Source organism: Actinocrispum wychmicini (assembly GCF_004345645.1).
Lineage (GTDB): Bacteria > Actinomycetota > Actinomycetes > Mycobacteriales > Pseudonocardiaceae > Kibdelosporangium > Kibdelosporangium wychmicini.
In genome coordinates this window covers 522,193-538,997 of sequence record NZ_SLWS01000006.1, presented here as the reverse complement: position 1 = coordinate 538,997, position 16,805 = coordinate 522,193, and the positions used below count along the sequence as shown (strand labels likewise).

The following is a 16,805-nucleotide window of genomic DNA, read 5'->3' as shown; positions in this document are numbered from 1 at the left end:
CATGTCCAAACACACCCTGAGCGTGCTGGTGGAGAACAAGCCGGGTGTCCTCGCCCGGGTGGCGGGGCTGTTCTCCCGGCGCGGCTTCAACATCGAGTCGCTCGCGGTCGGCCCGACCGAGCATCCGGACGTGTCCAGGATGACGATCGTGGTCGCGGTCGACGAGCTGCCCCTCGAACAGGTCACCAAGCAGCTCAACAAGCTGGTGAACGTGATCAAGATCGTCGAGCTGGAGCCGAACGTGGCCGTCCAGCGGGAGCTCCTGCTGGTCAAGGTCCGGGCCGACGCGACCGTGCGCAGCCAGGTCCTGGAGACCGTGCAGCTGTTCCGGGCCAAGGTCGTCGACGTCTCGCCGGAGGCGCTGACCATCGAGGCGACCGGGACGTCCGACAAGATCGAGGCGCTGCGCCGGATGCTGGAGCCGTACGGGGTCCGTGAGATGGTGCAGTCCGGCATGGTGGCCATCGGCCGCGGCCCCCGTTCGATCACCGCCACCGCGGTGCGATAACCGAAACTACCGAAGGAAAAACGAGACAGCTGATGAGTGTCGAGATCTTTTACGACGACGACGCCGACCTTGGTGTGCTGCACGACAAGAAGGTCGCGGTGATCGGGTACGGCAGCCAGGGCCACGCGCACGCGCTGTCCCTGCGCGACTCCGGTGTGGACGTCCGAATCGGACTCCCGGAGGGCTCGAAGTCCCGGCCCAAGGCCGAGGAGCAGGGCCTGCGCGTGCTGACCCCGGCGCAGGCCGCGGCCGAGGCGGACATCGTGATGATCCTCGCCCCGGACACCAAGCAGAAGAAGATCTTCGACGAGGACATCGCGCCCAACCTGAAGCCGGGCAACGCGGTCGCCTTCGGGCACGGCTTCAACATCCGTTACGGCCTGATCCAGCCGGCGGCCGACATCGACGTGTTCATGATCGCCCCGAAGGGCCCCGGCCACCTGGTCCGCCGCCAGTTCGTGGACGGCAAGGGCGTGCCCTGCCTGATCGCGATCGAGCAGGACGCGAGCGGCAACGCGCAGGCGCTTGCGCTGGCGTACGCCAAGGGCATCGGCGGCAGCCGCGCGGGTGTCATCAAGACGACGTTCAAGGAAGAGACCGAGACGGACCTCTTCGGCGAGCAGGCCGTGCTCTGCGGTGGCACGTCCGCGTTGGTACAGACCGGTTTCGAGGTCCTCACCGAGGCCGGCTACGCCCCGGAGATCGCGTACTTCGAGGTCCTGCACGAGCTGAAGCTGATCGTGGACCTGATGTACGAGGGCGGCATCGCCCGGATGCGTTACTCGGTGTCCGACACCGCCGAGTACGGCGACGTCACCCGCGGCCCGCGCGTGATCAACCCGCAGGTCAAGGCGGAGATGAAGAAGATCCTCGGGGAGATCCAGGACGGCTCGTTCGCTGCTGAGTGGGTCGGCGAGGACGCCGCCGGCCGGCCGAACTTCACCAAGCTGCAGGCCGAGGGCGACCAGCACCCGATCGAGGAGGTCGGCCGCAGGCTGCGCGGCCTGATGTCCTGGGTCGACCGCCCGATCACTGAAACGGCGTAACCCAAGGTGTTCCCCCGCCCGGCCGTCGGCGGGCGGGGGATAACCTGGCGTTCATGGCCAGTGACAGCGCGCCCATCTATGACGACAAGGCGCATGTTCGGGGCAACCTCGACCTCACCGACGCGGAGTGGACGCGGTACGCCGACCCGGACGCGGATCCTGACGACGAGTACGTCGAAACCACGACGGTCACCCACACTGACGGCGTGACGTACACGGCGATGCGCAACTCGAAGTATCCCGACGGCGACGTCCTGGTGTTCACTCCCACGGAATGGGACGCGTTTCTGCAGGGTGTGCGCGCGGGAGAGTTCGACGAGCCCTGGACGTGACGTCTAACTGAATCGCTCCCGTACCGCCGACACCAGGCCCTAGACTCACGCGAGTCCCCGTAGAGCGAGCTTGGAGTCGTTGCCGTGACTGCAACAACCGGTCGACCTGTCGTGCTGATCGCCGAAAAGTTGGCGCCGTCCGTTTTGGACGTTTTCGGCGAGGAGGTCGAAGTCCGGCATGTGGACGGAACCGACCGGTCCGCACTGCTGGCCGAGGTGGCGAACGCCGACGCGTTGCTGGTCCGCTCCGCTACCATGGTGGACGCGGAGGTCCTCAAGGCGACCGAGAAGCTGAAGGTCGTGGCCCGCGCCGGGGTGGGTCTGGACAATGTGGAGGTCCCGGCCGCGACCGAGCGCGGTGTGCTCGTGGTGAACGCGCCGACCTCCAACATCGTCTCGGCCGCCGAGCACGCCGTCGCGCTGTTGCTGGCGGTCGCCCGCCGCGTGCCGGCCGCCGACCAGAGCCTGCAGGGCGGGGCGTGGAAGCGCAGTTCGTTCGCGGGTGTCGAGGTCAACGGCAAGACCGTGGGTGTGGTCGGCCTCGGCAAGATCGGGCAGCTGTTCGCCGCCCGCCTGGCCGCGTTCGGCACCACGATCATCGCGTACGACCCGTACGTCTCGCAGGCCCGTGCCGCGCAGTTGGGGATCGAGCTGGTCGAGCTGGACGAGCTGCTGGCGCGGGCCGACATCATCTCGGTGCACCTGCCCAAGACCCCGGAGACCAAGGGCCTGATCAACGCCGAGCGGCTGGCCAAGACCAAGAAGGGTGTGATCATCGTCAACGCCGCCCGCGGCGGCCTGATCGACGAGGACGCCCTGGCCGAGGCCCTGCGCACCGGTCAGGTCGGCGGCGCGGGCATCGACGTGTTCGCGACCGAGCCGACCACCGAGAGCCCCCTGTTCGGCCTGCCCAACGTGGTCGTCACGCCGCACTTGGGCGCGTCCACCGCGGAGGCCCAGGACCGCGCCGGCACGGACGTGGCCAGGTCGGTGCTGCTGGCGCTGCGGGGCGACTTCGTGCCCGACGGGGTGAACGTCGCCGGTGGCGCGGTCGGCGAAGAGGTCCGGCCGTACCTGCCGTTGACCCAGAAGCTGGGCCTGGTGCTGGCCGCGCTCGGGTCGGGGACACCCGCGTCGATCACCGTGGAGGTCCGCGGCGAGCTGTCCAATGAGGACGTTTCGATCCTGGCGCTGGCCGCCCTGCGGGGCGCGTTCCACGGCGTGGTCGAGTCGCAGGTCACGTTCGTGAACGCGCCGCGGCTGGCCGAGGAGCTCGGTGTCGCGGTCGACATCGTCAAGGAGCCTGAGAGCGCGGCGTATCGCAGCCTGGTCACGGTCCGCGCGGTCTACGCGGACGGCGCGGCGCTGACCGTGTCGGGCACTGTGTCCGGCATCGCCCAGGTGGAGAAGCTGGTCGGGTTGAACGGCCGCAGCTTCGACATCCGCGCCGAAGGCATCCTGCTGCTGCTGGAGTACCCGGAGCGGCCGGGCGTGATGGGCACGGTCGGCACCCTGCTCGGCGAGGCCGGCATCAACATCGAGGCGGCCCAGATCAGCCAGCACATCGACGGCGAGGCCGCGTTCATGCTGCTGCGTGTGGACCGTCCGGTGGACAGCACGGTGCTCGACTCGATCGGCCTGAGCGTCGGCGCCGGCACAGTCCGCGCGGTCACCTTCGACGCCTGAGTACGTTCGCCCGCTGTGTTGCCTCGTTGGGGGCACACAGCGGGCGCCAGGTCCCTTCCCCCGCTAAGTTGCTCTCCGAGGTCTGTCAGGTGCGGAGAGTGAGGCGGTGGCGTGGGGGCGAGCAGGCGTCCGGTTGTCCGGCGATCGATCGTGACGGTGCTGGGGATCGTGCTGGTCGCCAGCGTGACCACAGCGGGAACCGCGGCCAGCGACACGCGATATCCGCTTGCCCGCGGCGTGCCGATGGCGGAACCGCTGTCTGTGGACGACAAGGTTTCGGAGCGGATGCCCGCGCAGGGCCGGACCACCGCGTTCGTCGAGTTCGACAAGCCGGCCGCGGTCGACGTCTACAACCAGACCGTCGCCCAGGGACGGGACAAGGCCACGCTCGCGGCCCGGAGCGCCGCCCAGGACAGCACCACCGTGGCCACTACCCTCGCCGGCACGCTCGAAGCCCGCGATGCCGGGGCGAAACTGTTGTACAGCACCAAGAACGCGGTCGCCGGCATGGTCGTCACCGGCGACGCCGCCGCGATCCGTGACCTGGCCGCGCGGCCTGAGGTGCTGTCGGTGAGCGCGGTCGTCCCCAAGGAGCGGACCAACGCCAGCGCGGTCCAGGTGACCAAGACGCTCGCCACCTGGCAGCGGTACGGCAAGCTCGGCGACCAGGTCCGGATCGGCGTCATCGACGACGGCGTCGACTACACCCACGCCGACTTCGGTGGACCCGGCACCGCCCAGGCGTACCAGGCCATCGACCGCACCAAGGTCGACCCGGCGTACTTCCCGACCGCCAAGGTGGTCGGCGGCACGGACCTCGCCGGCGACGGATACGACTCGTCGGGTGCCTCCGGTTCGGCCACGCCCGCACCGGACCCGAACCCGTTGGCGTGTGGCGAGCACGGCACGCACGTGGCTGGGACCGCGGCGGGCTTCGGCGTGAACGCGGACGGCAGCACGTTCCGCGGCGACTACCCGAAGCTGACCCCGGAGGCACTGTCCGACATGCGGATCGGCCCCGGCACCGCGCCGAAGGCCCTGCTGTACGCCATCAAGATCTTCGGCTGCCACGGTGCCACGGCGTTGACCGCGGCGGCGATGGACTGGGCGCTCGACCCGGACGGCGACGGCGACTTCGCCGACCACCTGGACGTCGTGAACATGTCCCTGGGCAGCGACTTCGGCGCGCCGGACGACCCGGACAACATGTTCGTCCGCAAGCTCGCCCGCAACAACGTCCTCGCGGTCATCTCCGGCGGCAACGGCGGCGACGTGTACGACATCGGCGGCGCCCCGGGCAACACCCCTGAGGCCCTCACAGTCGCCAGCACACGCGATCCGTACGTGCTGAGGGACGCGGTCGACGTGACGGCCCCCGCGGACGTCGTCGGCGGCGAGGGCGGCCAGTACAGCGTGGCGTACACCGGCATGGACAGCCTCGACCTGACCAAACCGGTCGTCCGGCTGACCGACCAGTCCAATCTGGACGGCTGCCGGCCGTTCACCGACGCCGACAAGGCCGTCGTCGCGGGCAAGGTCGTCTGGCTCGACTGGGAGGACAACGACGCGAAGCGCAAGTGCGGTTCGACCGTCCGCGGCGGCAACGCCAAGCTCGCCGGGGCGGCCGGCGCGGTGCTGCCGTCCGGGACCGACCAGTTCGCCGCGGGCATCGCCGGCACCGACAACCTGCCGATGTTCCAGTTCACCGGCACAGCCACCCGGGTGTTGCTGCCGGCGCTGCGCGCGGGGACGTTGCAGGTCCGGCTCGCCGGCGCGAAACGGGCCAGCCTGAAGACCATGTCCCCGGAGATCAACGACACGCCGAGCACGTTCACCTCGCGGGGCGTGCGCGGTCCGGTCGTGAAGCCGGACGTGGCCGCGCCGGGCGACACGATCGCGTCCGCCCTGCGCGGCAGCGGCAACCAGCTCCTGGTGATCAGCGGGACGTCGATGGCCGCGCCGCACGTCACCGGGGTGGCCGCGCTGGTCCACCAGGCCCACCCGGACTGGACCCCGGAGGAGCTCAAGGCCGCGGTGATGAACACCGCCGACGGGGACGTCCACACCGGACCGGACGGCCTGCCGCTCGCGCCGGAACGGGTCGGCGCCGGCCGGGTGGACGCCCAGTCCGCTGTGGACAACCAGGTGCTCGCGATGGTGACGGACACCCCTGGCGCGGTGAGCGTGTCGTTCGGCACGGTCGAAGTCGCCGGGCGGATGTCGATGACCCGGACCGTCCGGGTGGTGAACAAGGGGGCCGTGCCGGCCGAGTTCGCCGTGGCCTACCACGAGATCACCAAGACCCCGGGGGTCCGCTACGAGCTCACCCACGGCCCGATCTGGGTGAACCCGCACAGTGCCGTGCCGGTCGCGGTGACCCTGCGCGTCGACGACCCGACGGCACTTCGTAAGACCCTTGACCCGACGGTGGCGCGTACCCAGAACGGGCTGCCGCGGCAGTTCATCGCCGACGCGTCGGGCCTGCTCGTCCTCACGCCACGGCAGGGCGCGACCCTGCGTGTGCCCGTGTACTCGGCGCCGCGTCCGATCGGCCGGATCACCACTGACGCCGTCGTCGCGTTCGACAGCCGCGAGCAGGCGCTGCTGCCGTTGCGGGGGAAAGGCGTCGACCAGGGCGACGGCCCGTCGGCGTACCAGTCGCTGATCAGCGTCCTCGAACTGCAGGCGACCTCGCCGCAGCTGCCGATGTGCCGGCGGAACGTCACAAAGGGTTGCGTCGTCAACAACACGGCCAAAGGGGGCGACCTCAGGTACGTGGGTGTCGCGTCCACAGCGCGGTACGCGGTCGAGCACGGCACCCCGAACAAGGCGCTCGTCGCGTTCGGGATCGCCACCTGGGGCAACTGGTACAACCTGGGCAGCAACACGGTCCCGTACGTGGACATGGACACCGACGGGGACGGCAAAGCCGACTTCGAGGCGATCGTGACGAAGCTCACCGGGACCGACGTCTGGGTGGTGAACACAGTGGACCTGACCAAGCCGGGCCACCCGTCCGTGGCGCGTGTCCCGCTCAACGGCCTACTCGGCGACGTGGACACCGACGTGTTCGACACGAACGTCGCGGTGCTGCCCGTCCCGCTCAAGGCCATCGGCATCGACCCGACCAAGGCGTCCGCGCGGATCACGTACACCGTGGGCGTGGCCGGCTTCTACACCGCCCCCGGCGACGACACCGGCCTGGTCGACCGGATCCAGCCGGTCACGTTCGACCCGCTGAAACCCGGCCTGCGAGTCACCGGACAGGGTGACGACGCGCTCGTCTACACCGCCAAGCCGGGCACCGCGCTGTCCGTATTCCGGGACAAGGCCGCCCTGTCCCGGGACGACGCGGAAGGTCTGTTGGTACTCAACCATCACAACGGCACCGGAAACAGGGCTACGGTGGTGCGCATTCCCATCGGTTGAGAATGGCTGCACCGAAAGAGGGACCTCATAAGAGTGGTCGAGGTTCGGATGATCCGTCCGGTGCGGGTAGCCTTCCCTGAACTGTGTGGCCCGATGTCAGGGCCTGTATCCACGGAGGTGTGTGCATGCGGCTCGCGGTGATCCCCGGTGACGGGATCGGGCCCGAAGTGATCGCCGAGGCCCTCAAGGTGCTCGGCGAGGTCGTACCGGCCGCTGAGATCACGCGCTACGACCTCGGCGCCGCTCGGTGGCACGCGACAGGTGAGCTGCTGCCGGAGTCGGTCCTCGGTGAGCTCCGGGAACACGACGCGATTCTGCTCGGGGCGGTGGGTGACCCGTCGGTGCCGAGCGGGATTCTGGAGCGCGGGCTGCTGCTGAGGCTGCGGTTCGAGCTGGACCACCACGTCAACCTGCGGCCGGCCCGGCTGTACCCGGGCGTGCGCAGCCCACTCAACGACCCCGGCGACATCGACATGATCGTTGTCCGGGAAGGCACTGAGGGCCTGTACGCCGGCAACGGTGGCCTGCTGCGCAAGGACACGCCGCACGAGATCGCGACCGAGGTCAGCGTGAACACCTCGTTCGGGGTGGAGCGGGTGGTGCGGGACGCCTTCGCTCGTTCCGCGGCCCGTCCCCGCAAGCACTTGACCTTGGTGCACAAGACGAACGTGCTCACCCACGCCGGGTCGTTGTGGTCCCGGGTGGTGGAGGAGGTGTCGCTGCAGCACCCGGACGTGACCGTGGCCTACCAGCACGTGGACGCGACCACGATCCACATGGTCACCGACCCCGGCCGGTTCGACGTGATCGTCACCGACAACCTGTTCGGCGACATCCTCACGGACCTGGCCGCGGCCGTGACCGGCGGGATCGGCCTGGCGGCCAGCGGCAACCTGGACATCACCCGCCGCAACCCGAGCATGTTCGAGCCGGTGCACGGCAGCGCCCCGGACATCGCCGGCCAGGGCGTGGCAGACCCGACCGCCGCGGTGCTGTCGGTGGCTCTGCTGCTGGACCACCTGGGTGAGCGGGAGGCGGCCCGCCGGATCGAGGCGTCGGTGGCCTTCGACCTGGCCACCCGTGACCACGCCGCACCAGGAGGCACGTACGCGATCGGCGACCGCCTGGCCGCCCTGGTCTCCTCGAACACATCCCGGACAACGGCGTAGTACCCACGAGGTCGCCGTCACGGTAGGTGACGGCGACCTGTTTGGCCCGCGCGTGTCCTCAGTGGACTCGGATCATCCGACCCACATGACGTTCAGCAGGTCGACCCGACGCTGGTCATCCAAGATGAGGTAGATGACCTTGCCCTCACCGCCTGGACCGAACACCCAGATCCGCGTGTTGCCGTCTGGATTGTCCTGGTTGTAGGGCAGGCCGTCCCACGGAGCCAACTCAATGACGTCAGAACGCCCCCGTAATAGCGCAGTGCCTCGGCCGGAAGTGCGGCCACCTGCTCCATCGTTGTCTGGTCTGGGACAACGCGATACAAACTACCGGCCCAGCCGCTCGCGGATCAGTGCCTTCATGTCCTCAAGCGGCACAGCGTCGGGATTGTGACCGGTGCGTGCGATCTCGGCGGCTTTGGCCAGCATGCGTCGGTGGACCTCGACGCCCTGCTGTTGGGTGACGACAGCAATCTGGCGGTAGGCGTCGAGCACTTTGAGGACGCCGGTGAGGTCGAGCGTGCGGGCCGCGGTGGCCATCTCCTCGGCGTACCGGCGCTTGAACTCAGTTCGCTCCTCATCGATGAGCGCATCGCTGATCGCACGCGGAGCGTTCGGTGAGAGTAGAGCTGGAATCGGTTCAGGATCTGGCATCGGCGCGGCGGGAGTGGCCATGCGAACACAATAGCTGCCGGAACCGGTCCTCGGTGAGCTCCGGGAACACGACGCGATTCCGCTCGGGGCGGTGGCCTTCGACCTGGCCACCCGTGACCACGCCGCACCAGGAGGCACGTACGCGATCGGCGACCGCCTGGCCGCCCTGGTCTCCTCGAACACATCCCGGACAACAGCGTAGTACCCACGTAGGTCGCCGTCACGGTAGGTGACGGCGACCGGCGCGGTCGGCCGTCCTGGCATCATGGTCGTGTGCGGCCGGTCCTGTTCCTTGACGTCGACGGGCCGCTGAATCCCTTTGCCATCAGGCCAACACCTTGGTAGGCCCGATCATCGGGTTGCCCGTTCTCCCCGTCGTCGACTGCGCGCACGGGGACGCTCATCTTGCGGCCGTGCGGAAGCACCTCCGGCAATGACGTTGGGCTCTCAGTTGGTGGGAAGGGTGCCCGAGGTTTGGTACTGCGGACGTGGGTGTGGCAGGATGCCTCGCATGACCGCGTTCGCCGTGATCATTATCGACCAGCGCGTCGGGTAGTTCGAACTCTCGAACCCGGCGCGCCGACCTCCTGCATCCTGCGGGAGGTTTTTTGTTTGTCCGGCAAAGACATCCCAGGAGACACCGTGAGCCGCACGACCCCGGCCGGCACCCCGCTCGGCGACGAGTTCCACGTGTACGACACGACGTTGCGCGACGGGGCCCAGCGGGAGGGCATCTCGTACTCGGTGGCCGACAAGCTCGCGGTGGCTCGCCTGCTGGACGATCTGGGGGTCGGGTTCATCGAGGGGGGCTGGCCGGGGGCGTTGCCGAAGGACACCGAGTTCTTCGCCAAGGCGGCGCAGGGGGAGTTGCCGCTCAAGCACGCGGTGCTCGTGGCGTTCGGATCCACGCGCAAGGCCGGCACCAAAGCCGAAGAGGACCCGCAGGTTCGTGCCCTGCTGGACTCGTTGGCGCCGGCTGTCACGTTGGTCGCGAAGTCCGACCGGCGGCACATCGAACGCGCCCTGCGGACCGATGTGGACGAGGCGTGCGCCATGGTCAGGGACACGGTCGCGTTCCTCGTGCAGGAAGGGCGGCGGGTGTTCCTTGACGCGGAACACTTCTTCGACGGATACGCGTTCGACCCGGACTGTGCGCTCAGGGTGCTCACGGCGGCCGGGGAGGGCGGCGCGGACGTCGTCGTCCTGTGTGACACCAACGGAGGCCAGTTGCCGTTGCGGCTGGCCGAGACTGTCGGCGAGGTGGTGGCGCGAACCGGCCTGCGGGTCGGGATCCACTGCCAGGACGACACCTCATGCGCCGTCGCGAACTCCGTCGCGGCGGTACAGGCGGGCGCGAGCCATGTGCAGTGCACCGCCAACGGTTACGGGGAACGGGCCGGCAACGCCGACCTGTTCGCCGTCGTCGGGAACCTGGTGACCAAGCTCGGGATGTCGGTGCTACCCACCGGAAGTGTCGCCGAGCTCACCCGGGTCTCCCATGCCCTTGCCGAGATCGCGAACATCGCACCCGACACCCACCAGGCCTACGTCGGGTCCTCGGCCTTCGCCCACAAGGCGGGGCTGCACGCGAGCGCGATCAAGGTCGACCCGGAGCTGTACAACCACATCGATCCGGGCGTCGTCGGCAACAGCATGCGGGTACTGGTCACCGAGATGGCCGGTCGGGCGAGCCTTGAGCTCAAGGGACGTGAACTCGGGGTGGACCTGGCCGGCCGGCCGGAGGCGTTGACCAGCGCGGTGCGGAAGGTGAAGCACCTTGAGGCCCGTGGCTGGTCCTTCGAGGCCGCGGACGCGTCGCTGGAACTGCTGCTGCGCGGGGAGGTCGCCGAGGCCGAACACTCCGCTGTGGACGCTCCGCCGTTCGTCCTTGAGTCCTACCGGGTCATCCTGGACCACCACGTCGACGGCACGGTGGTGTCCGAGGCGACGGTGAAGGTGCACGTGGCGGGGGAGCGGATGATCGCGACCGCCGAAGGCAACGGCCCGGTGCACGCGCTGGACGCCGCCCTGCGCAAGGCGCTGCTGCCGCACCTGTCGTGGCTGGACCAGGTCGAGTTGGCCGACTACAAGGTCCGGATCCTCACCGACCACCCGGGAACGGACGCGGTGACCCGGGTGCTCGTCGAGTCCACGGACGGTCGCCGGGAGTGGACGACCGTGGGTGTGCACGGCAACATCGTCGAGGCGTCCTGGCTGGCGTTGTGCGACGCCTTGGTGCACAAGGCGCTGCGCGTCGAACAGCCAGTGTCCTAGGCGTTGCCGACCTGGATGAAGAAGCCGGTGATCGTGACGTTCCCGCTGAGCTGGAAGGAACACGACAGGGCCGTGCTCTGGTCGCACGGTCCGCCCTCCCAGCGGACGAACTTGGTTTGGGTGGGAATCCCGCCCACGTTCTTGAACGCGCCTTCGGCGACCAAGGTGACCTGGTCGCCCAGGTGCAACGGGAACGCGCCGGCGCACGGCAGTTGACAGGAGAAGTCACCGGGGCTCGTGCCGTGGATCCGACCGCTGATGGGACCGCCGCTGGGGTTGGCTTTGGCTGACTGCAGCGTCAGCGTGACTGTCGGCTTCTCCTGGAACGCGGCCGAGACCGAGGTGTCGTTGGTCAGCGACAGCTGGCACGTGTCGCCAGGGCGGCCGGCACAGGCGTCGCCCCAACCGCTGAACGTGGCCGTCTGTCCCGAGGTCGCCTTGAGCGTGACGGTCGTGCCCTGGTCGACAGTGATGGTGCATTGTCCGCCGGGACAACTGATTCCGCTGCCCGCGACGACACCGTCGCCGGTCACGCGGACGGTGAGCTTGGCCTTCGGGACGTCGGACACGGGCACCTGAACGGACACAGTGCCCTGCCGGCCGTCTGTGGTGGTCACGTTGACGGCCACCAGATACGGCGTGTTCCGCGCGGCGGTCCAGGTGTGGTTCACGGAGATGCCGGTCGCGGTTCCGCCGTCGCCGAAGGACCATGTGGCCTGGTCGATCGCGGCGCCGGACACCGTCAAGGCGACCTGTTGGTGCGCTGTCGGTGTCGTGTCGCTCATCGTGATCTTCAACTCCAGCGGCGGCTTGCCGGGATCCGACGAGGGCGGCGGTCTGGGATCCGACGTCGGGTCGGGTACGGACGGCGGCGGCTCCACCGGCGGCTGGTCCGGCTGGCTCGTGCTGGGAACCTGTTGCTGCGAAGACGGTTGCTGGGAAGACGGTTGCTGGGACCGTGGGTTGTCGGGCGCCGGCTTGCCGGTGGACGGCGGCGCGGGCTGCGTGTCGATGGTGATCGTGCCGCCAGGCGCGGTCAGGCCCTTGCGGGGATTGCCCGGGTCGTACTTCGCGGTCGGCGTGACGGCCCCGTCGAGCCGGATGACGCCGGCCTTCTCCGAGCCGGGGTCGTTGTAGAACACCACGCCGTCCCGGACGAGTAGCTGGAACGGGCCGATCGGGGGCAGCACCATCGGCCGGGCCACCAGCCGGTGGTCGCCGAGGTCGACGATCCACACCTCGCCGGTGGAGTAGTCCGGCACGAACACCCGGTCGCCGCTGTCCACCGGCGCCCCGAACTCGTGGCCCTTGGCCAACGGGACCACACTGTCGCAGCGGCCGCCGCCGAGGTCGCAGATGTCGAGCACGCCACGTTCGGCGACGACGTAGATCCGTTCGCTGTGCGGTGAGCCGCTGATCCGCACGGTGTCGTCGGGACGCAGGTCCAGATCGAGCGTCCGGCCGGCGCGTCCGCTGTCCTTGTCCACGACGATGGCCTTGCGGCCGGTCGTGTCGACGACGACCGGATGGCCGTTCGCGATCGTCACGAAACTGGTGCCGGGCTTGGTCATCCCGTGCTGGACGGTCCTGGTGCCGCCGGCGATCCGGTTGAGGTCGCCGGTGGCCGTGTCGATCGCCCAGAGTGTCCCGCTGTCGTCCACGGTGACCGTCCCGGGCCCGAGCCGGCCGGCGACCGACAACAGGTCGCCACGGCGGTCGAGGGTGTGCGGGTCCGCGTTGGCCAGCACCCCCCGCTGAGTGTCCAATATGTACAGGTCGGTGGCGCCGGGGACCGCGGTCAGGCCGGCGTGCGCGTCCGGGACCGGCGCCCGCGGCGGGGTGGCCGCGAAGGTCGCGCCGTCCACCCGACGGACCGTCCCGGTGGTCTGGTCCACGGCGTAAGCGGTGGATCCCAGCTGTGCGACGGCAAGCTGGTCGTCGGCCGAGGCGACCTGCAACTGGGCGGACACCTCGGCCGTCGCGCCGTCCAGCAACGTCAGTTGGCCGACCTTGGCCGACGCCAGCCACGCCGCGCCGGACAGCAGCCGCACCTGCCGCGTCGGGGCACTGGTGCCGGCAACCACGAGCACGCCGACCACGACCGCCGCGGCCAGCCCGGCCGCGACGCCACGAACTCGGATCACGCCTCCCACCGGGACAATCCTCACCCCGGACGGGCGTGCGCCGGCGATCGTCGCGGGCACACTTTCGGGCATCCGGCCGCAATCCTCGCCGGTCACCCCAGCTCGGTTAGGGTTGGGCCGTGCGCATCGCTCGTATTGCTCATTCCGAAGGGTTCGCGTTCGCCGCGCTGGGCGACGCCGACGGCCAGGAAGTCGCGCTGGAGATCGCCGAGCAGCCGTTCGTGAAGCCCACCCCCACCGGCCGGCACTGGCCGCTGGCGGACGTTCGGCTGCTCGCGCCCGTGCTGCCGACCAAGGTGGTGTGCATCGGCAAGAACTACGCCGACCACGCCAAGGAGATGGGTGGTGAGCCACCGGCCGACCCGGTGATGTTCATCAAGCCGTCCACCTCGGTGATCGGCCCGAACTCGCCGATCAGGCTGCCGGCCGACTCGTCCCGAGTGGACTTCGAGGGCGAGCTGGCGGTGGTCATCGGCCAGCAGTGCAAGGACGTCCTGGCGGAGAACGCGGCCTCGGTGATCTTCGGCTACACCATCGGCAACGACGTGACCGCGCGCGACCAGCAGCGCGCCGACGGCCAGTGGACCCGAGGCAAGAGCCACGACACGTTCTGCCCGCTGGGTCCCTGGGTGGAGACCGCACTGGACCCGGACGACGTCGCGATCCGGACCGAGCTGGACGGCGACGTCAAGCAGGACGCCCGGACGTCCCTGCTGCTGCACGACGTGCCGCTGCTGGTCGAGTGGGTCACCCGGGTGATGACCATGCTGCCCGGTGACGTGATCCTCACCGGCACCCCGGCCGGTGTGGGGCCGATGACCGCGGGACAGTCGGTGTCCGTGACGGTCGAGGGCATCGGCACCCTCACCAACCCGGTCGTCGCCAAGTAGCTACCGCCGAGCGAACTCAGGCGCGTGCTCCGGCCGCGGACCGATCGCCACGATGTACGCCGGGATCGCCCTGATCGGCGGGAACAGCTTGGTGAGCACCAGGGGCGCGGCCGGGTAGTCGGCCCGTTGGCCGGTCAGCACCGGCGTCATCAGCTTGCTGTGCAGGAACCGTTGCAGCCCCTGGATGACCACCATCGGCATCCAGCGGCGCCGGCGGACCTTCGCCAGGTCCGCTTCGCGTACCCGACCCTCCTTCAACGGCTGGGCCAGCAACACCGCTGCGGCGACCGCGTCCTGGACGGCCAGGTTGATGCCGACACCGCCGATCGGTGACATCGCGTGCGCCGCGTCCCCGATGCACAGCAGCCCGTCGATGTGCCATTTGTGCAGCCGGTCCAGCTGCACGTCGAGCACCTTGACGTCGGCCATGCTCGTCAACGCGTCGATCCTGTCCGCCAGAACCGGCATGATGCCGACGACCCGGTCCCGGAACTTGGCCACACCTTCGGCCCTGAGCTGAGCGTCCATACCCTTCTTGGCGATGTACGCCATCTGCCAGTAGTCGCCGCGGTCGATCTGCAGCAGGAACTCGTGCGCCCGCATGGCGAACTGCAGGCCGGTGGCGGTCCCCTGGTCCTTGGGCAAGCGGAACCACCACACGTCCATCGGCACCGGGAACGTCTCCGGGCGCAGTCCGGATTCCGCGCGCAGCAGCGAATGCCGTCCGTCACACGCGACCGTCAGGTCCGCGCGCAGCTCGCCGTCAACGCCGTCAGATGTCCGATACCGGACACCGACGACCTTCTTTCCTTCCCGCAGCACGCCGACGACCTCGGTGTTTATCCGCAGCGTGTACGTGGGCTCCTGTTTGCTCGCGTCGGCCAGCAAGTCAAGGAAGTCCCATTGCGGGACCATCGCGATGTAGTTGTACGGCGCCCGCAACCGGTTCAGGTCGCCCAATACCTGTGTGCCGTCCGGACCAGGGATGCCCACGGTCCGCAGTTCGCTGTGCGGCAGCTTGCGGAACTCCCGGCCCAGGCCCAGTTCGTCCAGCAGGCGGATGGTGGACGCGTGCACGGTGTCGCCGCGGAAGTCACGCAGGAAGTCGCCGTGCTTCTCCAACACGGTCACGTCGACACCGGCCCTGGCCAACAGCAGTCCCAGCACCATCCCGGCCGGTCCGCCTCCGACGATCGCGCAGGTCGTGCGCTCCATCTCGAACCCCTCCTCTATTTCAACGCTAGTTGAATAAGGGTAGGTTCCTCTTGCGGGGTGGTCACGTCAAGGTCCTGTCACCCGATCGCCCATCGGTGGAAGCCCCCTCGCCTGCGTACGTCCGACACCAGGCTCCGTCGTGTGACGTAGACAGTGGCAAAATGATCGTGATGAAGCAGGTTGTGAAGGTCAGGTTGCTGCCAACGCCGGCACAGGCGTCGGCGCTCTTGGTGACTTTGCACATCTGCAACCAGGCCGCGATCTGGTTGTCCAAGCAGATGCATCGCGACCAGGTATGGCATAAGCGTGACGCGCAGAAGCACTGGTATCGGACGCTGCGGGACCGGTTCGGAATATCGGCGCAGCCCACGATTCGGGTCATCGGCAAGGTCGCCGACGCCTATGCCACATTGCGCGCGAATCTTCGTGCCCGGAACTACGGACCCAAAGGGTCGGAGCGTCGACGGATGGTCGAGGCCAAGCCGATCGTGTTCCGGTTGGATGCCGCGCAACCGTTCGACGCGCGCTGTCTGTCCTGGCAACTACCCGAACTCGGCCGAGAAGGCACGGTGTCGATCTGGACCGCCACTGGACGCCTGAGGAGCCTGCGCGTACTTGGCAGCCCTGCGTACCTGACCCTGCTGCGAACCAGCACGATCGGCGAGACCGACTTGGTCTACCGCGACGGCCAATGGCTGCTGCACGCGACCATCGACGTGCCGCAAGCTCCGTTGCAGGAACCCGCCGGGTTTCTTGGCATCGACCTCGGGATTGTCAACATCGCCACTACCAGTGACGGCCACCGTGCTTCAGGCTCGCGCCTCAACCGCTATCGGAAACGCCAGCAACGTATCCGGAAGCGGCTACAAAGCAAGAAAACCTCGTCCGCTCGCAGGTTGCTCAAGAAGCGGCGCCGCAAAGAGGCTCGGTTCGCGGCCGACCTGAACCATCAGATCAGCAAGAACATCGTGGCCGAGGCACAACGCACCGGACGCGGCATCGCCGTCGAGGAACTGACCGGCATCCGTGCACGGGTACGGCTTCGCAAGCCCCAACGGGCCACGCTACACACCTGGTCGTTCGCCCAGCTTGGTCAGTATCTGGCGGACAAGGCCGAGCGGGCAGGTATCGCGTTCGTGCAGGTCGATCCCGCCTACACTTCGCAAACCTGTTCCCAGTCCGAGTGCAATTATGTCGACAAGAACAACCGGCGCTCCCAGGCGTCGTTTGTGTGTGGCCGGTGTGGCTTCGTTGGGCACGCCGACCACAACGCGGCACGTAACATCGCGACTCGCGGTGGAGCGTGCTGGGGCGAAGTCATGCGTCCACACGCAGCGCCTACCCTGGCAGCCAGTTGGGGGACGGCAGCAGCAAACCTATCGGTAGGCCCGAAACGCGGGGACAGGCAACGCGCTGTCCCTGCAGCGACGGGTGCATGACCCAGTTAGGCTCATTGCT

The 16,805-nt window shown here is 68.6% G+C and carries 13 protein-coding genes and 1 pseudogene; 10 read left to right on the top strand and 4 right to left on the bottom strand.

Annotation, left to right across the window (positions count from 1 at the left end; translation table 11 throughout):
* Nucleotide 1 precedes the first annotated feature (1 nt).
* The 6 genes from ilvN to EV192_RS28700 all read left to right on the top strand — a co-directional run bounded on the left by ilvN (nucleotide 2) and on the right by EV192_RS28700 (nucleotide 8,170).
* Entirely contained in the window at nucleotides 2-508 is a 507-nt protein-coding gene (ilvN, locus tag EV192_RS28725) for an acetolactate synthase small subunit (RefSeq protein ID WP_132120801.1), read from the top strand.
* 32 nt (nucleotides 509-540) lie between these two features.
* Entirely contained in the window at nucleotides 541-1,554 is a 1,014-nt protein-coding gene (gene ilvC, locus EV192_RS28720; RefSeq protein WP_132120799.1) for a ketol-acid reductoisomerase, read from the top strand.
* Between the two features lie 53 nt (nucleotides 1,555-1,607).
* Nucleotides 1,608-1,886 (top strand): DUF397 domain-containing protein, encoded by a 279-nt coding sequence (locus tag EV192_RS28715; RefSeq protein ID WP_132120798.1) that lies wholly within the window; start codon nucleotides 1,608-1,610, stop codon nucleotides 1,884-1,886.
* Between the two features lie 84 nt (nucleotides 1,887-1,970).
* Nucleotides 1,971-3,572 (top strand): phosphoglycerate dehydrogenase, encoded by a 1,602-nt coding sequence (gene serA, locus EV192_RS28710; RefSeq protein ID WP_132120796.1) that lies wholly within the window; start codon nucleotides 1,971-1,973, stop codon nucleotides 3,570-3,572.
* A 243-nt stretch (nucleotides 3,573-3,815) separates the two neighbouring features.
* On the top strand, nucleotides 3,816-7,001 hold the full coding sequence (locus EV192_RS28705; protein ID WP_132121504.1) for a S8 family peptidase: 3,186 nt from the start codon (nucleotides 3,816-3,818) through the stop codon (nucleotides 6,999-7,001).
* Nucleotides 7,002-7,126: 125 nt separating this feature from the next.
* Entirely contained in the window at nucleotides 7,127-8,170 is a 1,044-nt protein-coding gene (locus tag EV192_RS28700; RefSeq protein ID WP_132120794.1) for a 3-isopropylmalate dehydrogenase, read from the top strand.
* 72 nt (nucleotides 8,171-8,242) lie between these two features.
* Here the strand turns inward: EV192_RS28700 and EV192_RS54095 are convergent, their stop codons facing one another.
* Complete coding sequence (locus tag EV192_RS54095) at nucleotides 8,243-8,398, bottom strand: hypothetical protein (RefSeq protein WP_165960650.1); 156 nt, start codon at nucleotides 8,396-8,398, stop codon at nucleotides 8,243-8,245.
* 99 nt (nucleotides 8,399-8,497) lie between these two features.
* A complete protein-coding gene (locus EV192_RS28695) occupies nucleotides 8,498-8,845 on the bottom strand; it encodes a DUF6247 family protein (RefSeq protein WP_132120792.1) in 348 nt (115 codons plus the stop codon).
* A gap of 67 nt (nucleotides 8,846-8,912) precedes the next feature.
* On the opposite strand from EV192_RS28695, the pseudogene EV192_RS57175 reads away from it, so the two are divergent.
* Together EV192_RS57175 and cimA are read left to right on the top strand one after the other, a co-directional pair.
* Nucleotides 8,913-9,026, top strand: a pseudogene (locus tag EV192_RS57175) (3-isopropylmalate dehydrogenase); the annotation flags it as partial.
* Nucleotides 9,027-9,466: 440 nt separating this feature from the next.
* Nucleotides 9,467-11,098 carry a citramalate synthase gene (gene cimA / locus EV192_RS28685; RefSeq protein ID WP_132120790.1) on the top strand — a complete coding sequence of 544 codons (1,632 nt, stop codon included), beginning with the start codon at nucleotides 9,467-9,469 and terminating at the stop codon, nucleotides 11,096-11,098.
* On the opposite strand, the gene EV192_RS28680 is transcribed toward cimA, so the two are convergent.
* A complete protein-coding gene (locus EV192_RS28680) occupies nucleotides 11,095-13,314 on the bottom strand; it encodes a PKD domain-containing protein (protein ID WP_132120788.1) in 2,220 nt (739 codons plus the stop codon). The two genes, cimA and EV192_RS28680, sit on opposite strands and share 4 nt — an antisense overlap.
* Nucleotides 13,315-13,361: 47 nt before the next feature.
* On the opposite strand from EV192_RS28680, the gene EV192_RS28675 reads away from it, so the two are divergent.
* Entirely contained in the window at nucleotides 13,362-14,132 is a 771-nt protein-coding gene (locus tag EV192_RS28675; protein WP_132120786.1) for a fumarylacetoacetate hydrolase family protein, read from the top strand.
* On the opposite strand, the gene EV192_RS28670 is transcribed toward EV192_RS28675, so the two are convergent.
* Nucleotides 14,133-15,347, bottom strand: a complete 1,215-nt coding sequence (locus EV192_RS28670) for an FAD-dependent oxidoreductase (protein WP_132120784.1) — start codon at nucleotides 15,345-15,347, stop codon at nucleotides 14,133-14,135.
* Nucleotides 15,348-15,508: 161 nt separating this feature from the next.
* Here EV192_RS28670 and EV192_RS28665 point away from each other — a divergent pair, with 161 nt between their 5' ends.
* Nucleotides 15,509-16,786, top strand: coding sequence for an RNA-guided endonuclease InsQ/TnpB family protein (locus EV192_RS28665; protein ID WP_207926270.1), 1,278 nt, complete (start codon nucleotides 15,509-15,511; stop codon nucleotides 16,784-16,786).
* The last annotated feature ends 19 nt before the right edge of the window (nucleotides 16,787-16,805 follow it).

What these genes read in the sequence shown, in the direction of transcription:
- ilvN (WP_132120801.1), top strand. Translation starts at nt 2, where the DNA reads ATGTCCAAACACACCCTGAGCGTGCTGGTGGAGAACAAGCCGGGTGTC.
- EV192_RS28695 (WP_132120792.1), bottom strand. Translation starts at nt 8,845, where the DNA reads ATGGCCACTCCCGCCGCGCCGATGCCAGATCCTGAACCGATTCCAGCT.
- EV192_RS28665 (WP_207926270.1), top strand. Translation starts at nt 15,509, where the DNA reads ATGATCGTGATGAAGCAGGTTGTGAAGGTCAGGTTGCTGCCAACGCCG.
- ilvC (WP_132120799.1), top strand. Translation starts at nt 541, where the DNA reads ATGAGTGTCGAGATCTTTTACGACGACGACGCCGACCTTGGTGTGCTG.
- EV192_RS28700 (WP_132120794.1), top strand. Translation starts at nt 7,127, where the DNA reads ATGCGGCTCGCGGTGATCCCCGGTGACGGGATCGGGCCCGAAGTGATC.
- EV192_RS28705 (WP_132121504.1), top strand. Translation starts at nt 3,816, where the DNA reads ATGGCGGAACCGCTGTCTGTGGACGACAAGGTTTCGGAGCGGATGCCC.
- EV192_RS28715 (WP_132120798.1), top strand. Translation starts at nt 1,608, where the DNA reads ATGGCCAGTGACAGCGCGCCCATCTATGACGACAAGGCGCATGTTCGG.
- EV192_RS28670 (WP_132120784.1), bottom strand. Translation starts at nt 15,347, where the DNA reads ATGGAGCGCACGACCTGCGCGATCGTCGGAGGCGGACCGGCCGGGATG.
- EV192_RS28680 (WP_132120788.1), bottom strand. Translation starts at nt 13,314, where the DNA reads ATGCCCGAAAGTGTGCCCGCGACGATCGCCGGCGCACGCCCGTCCGGG.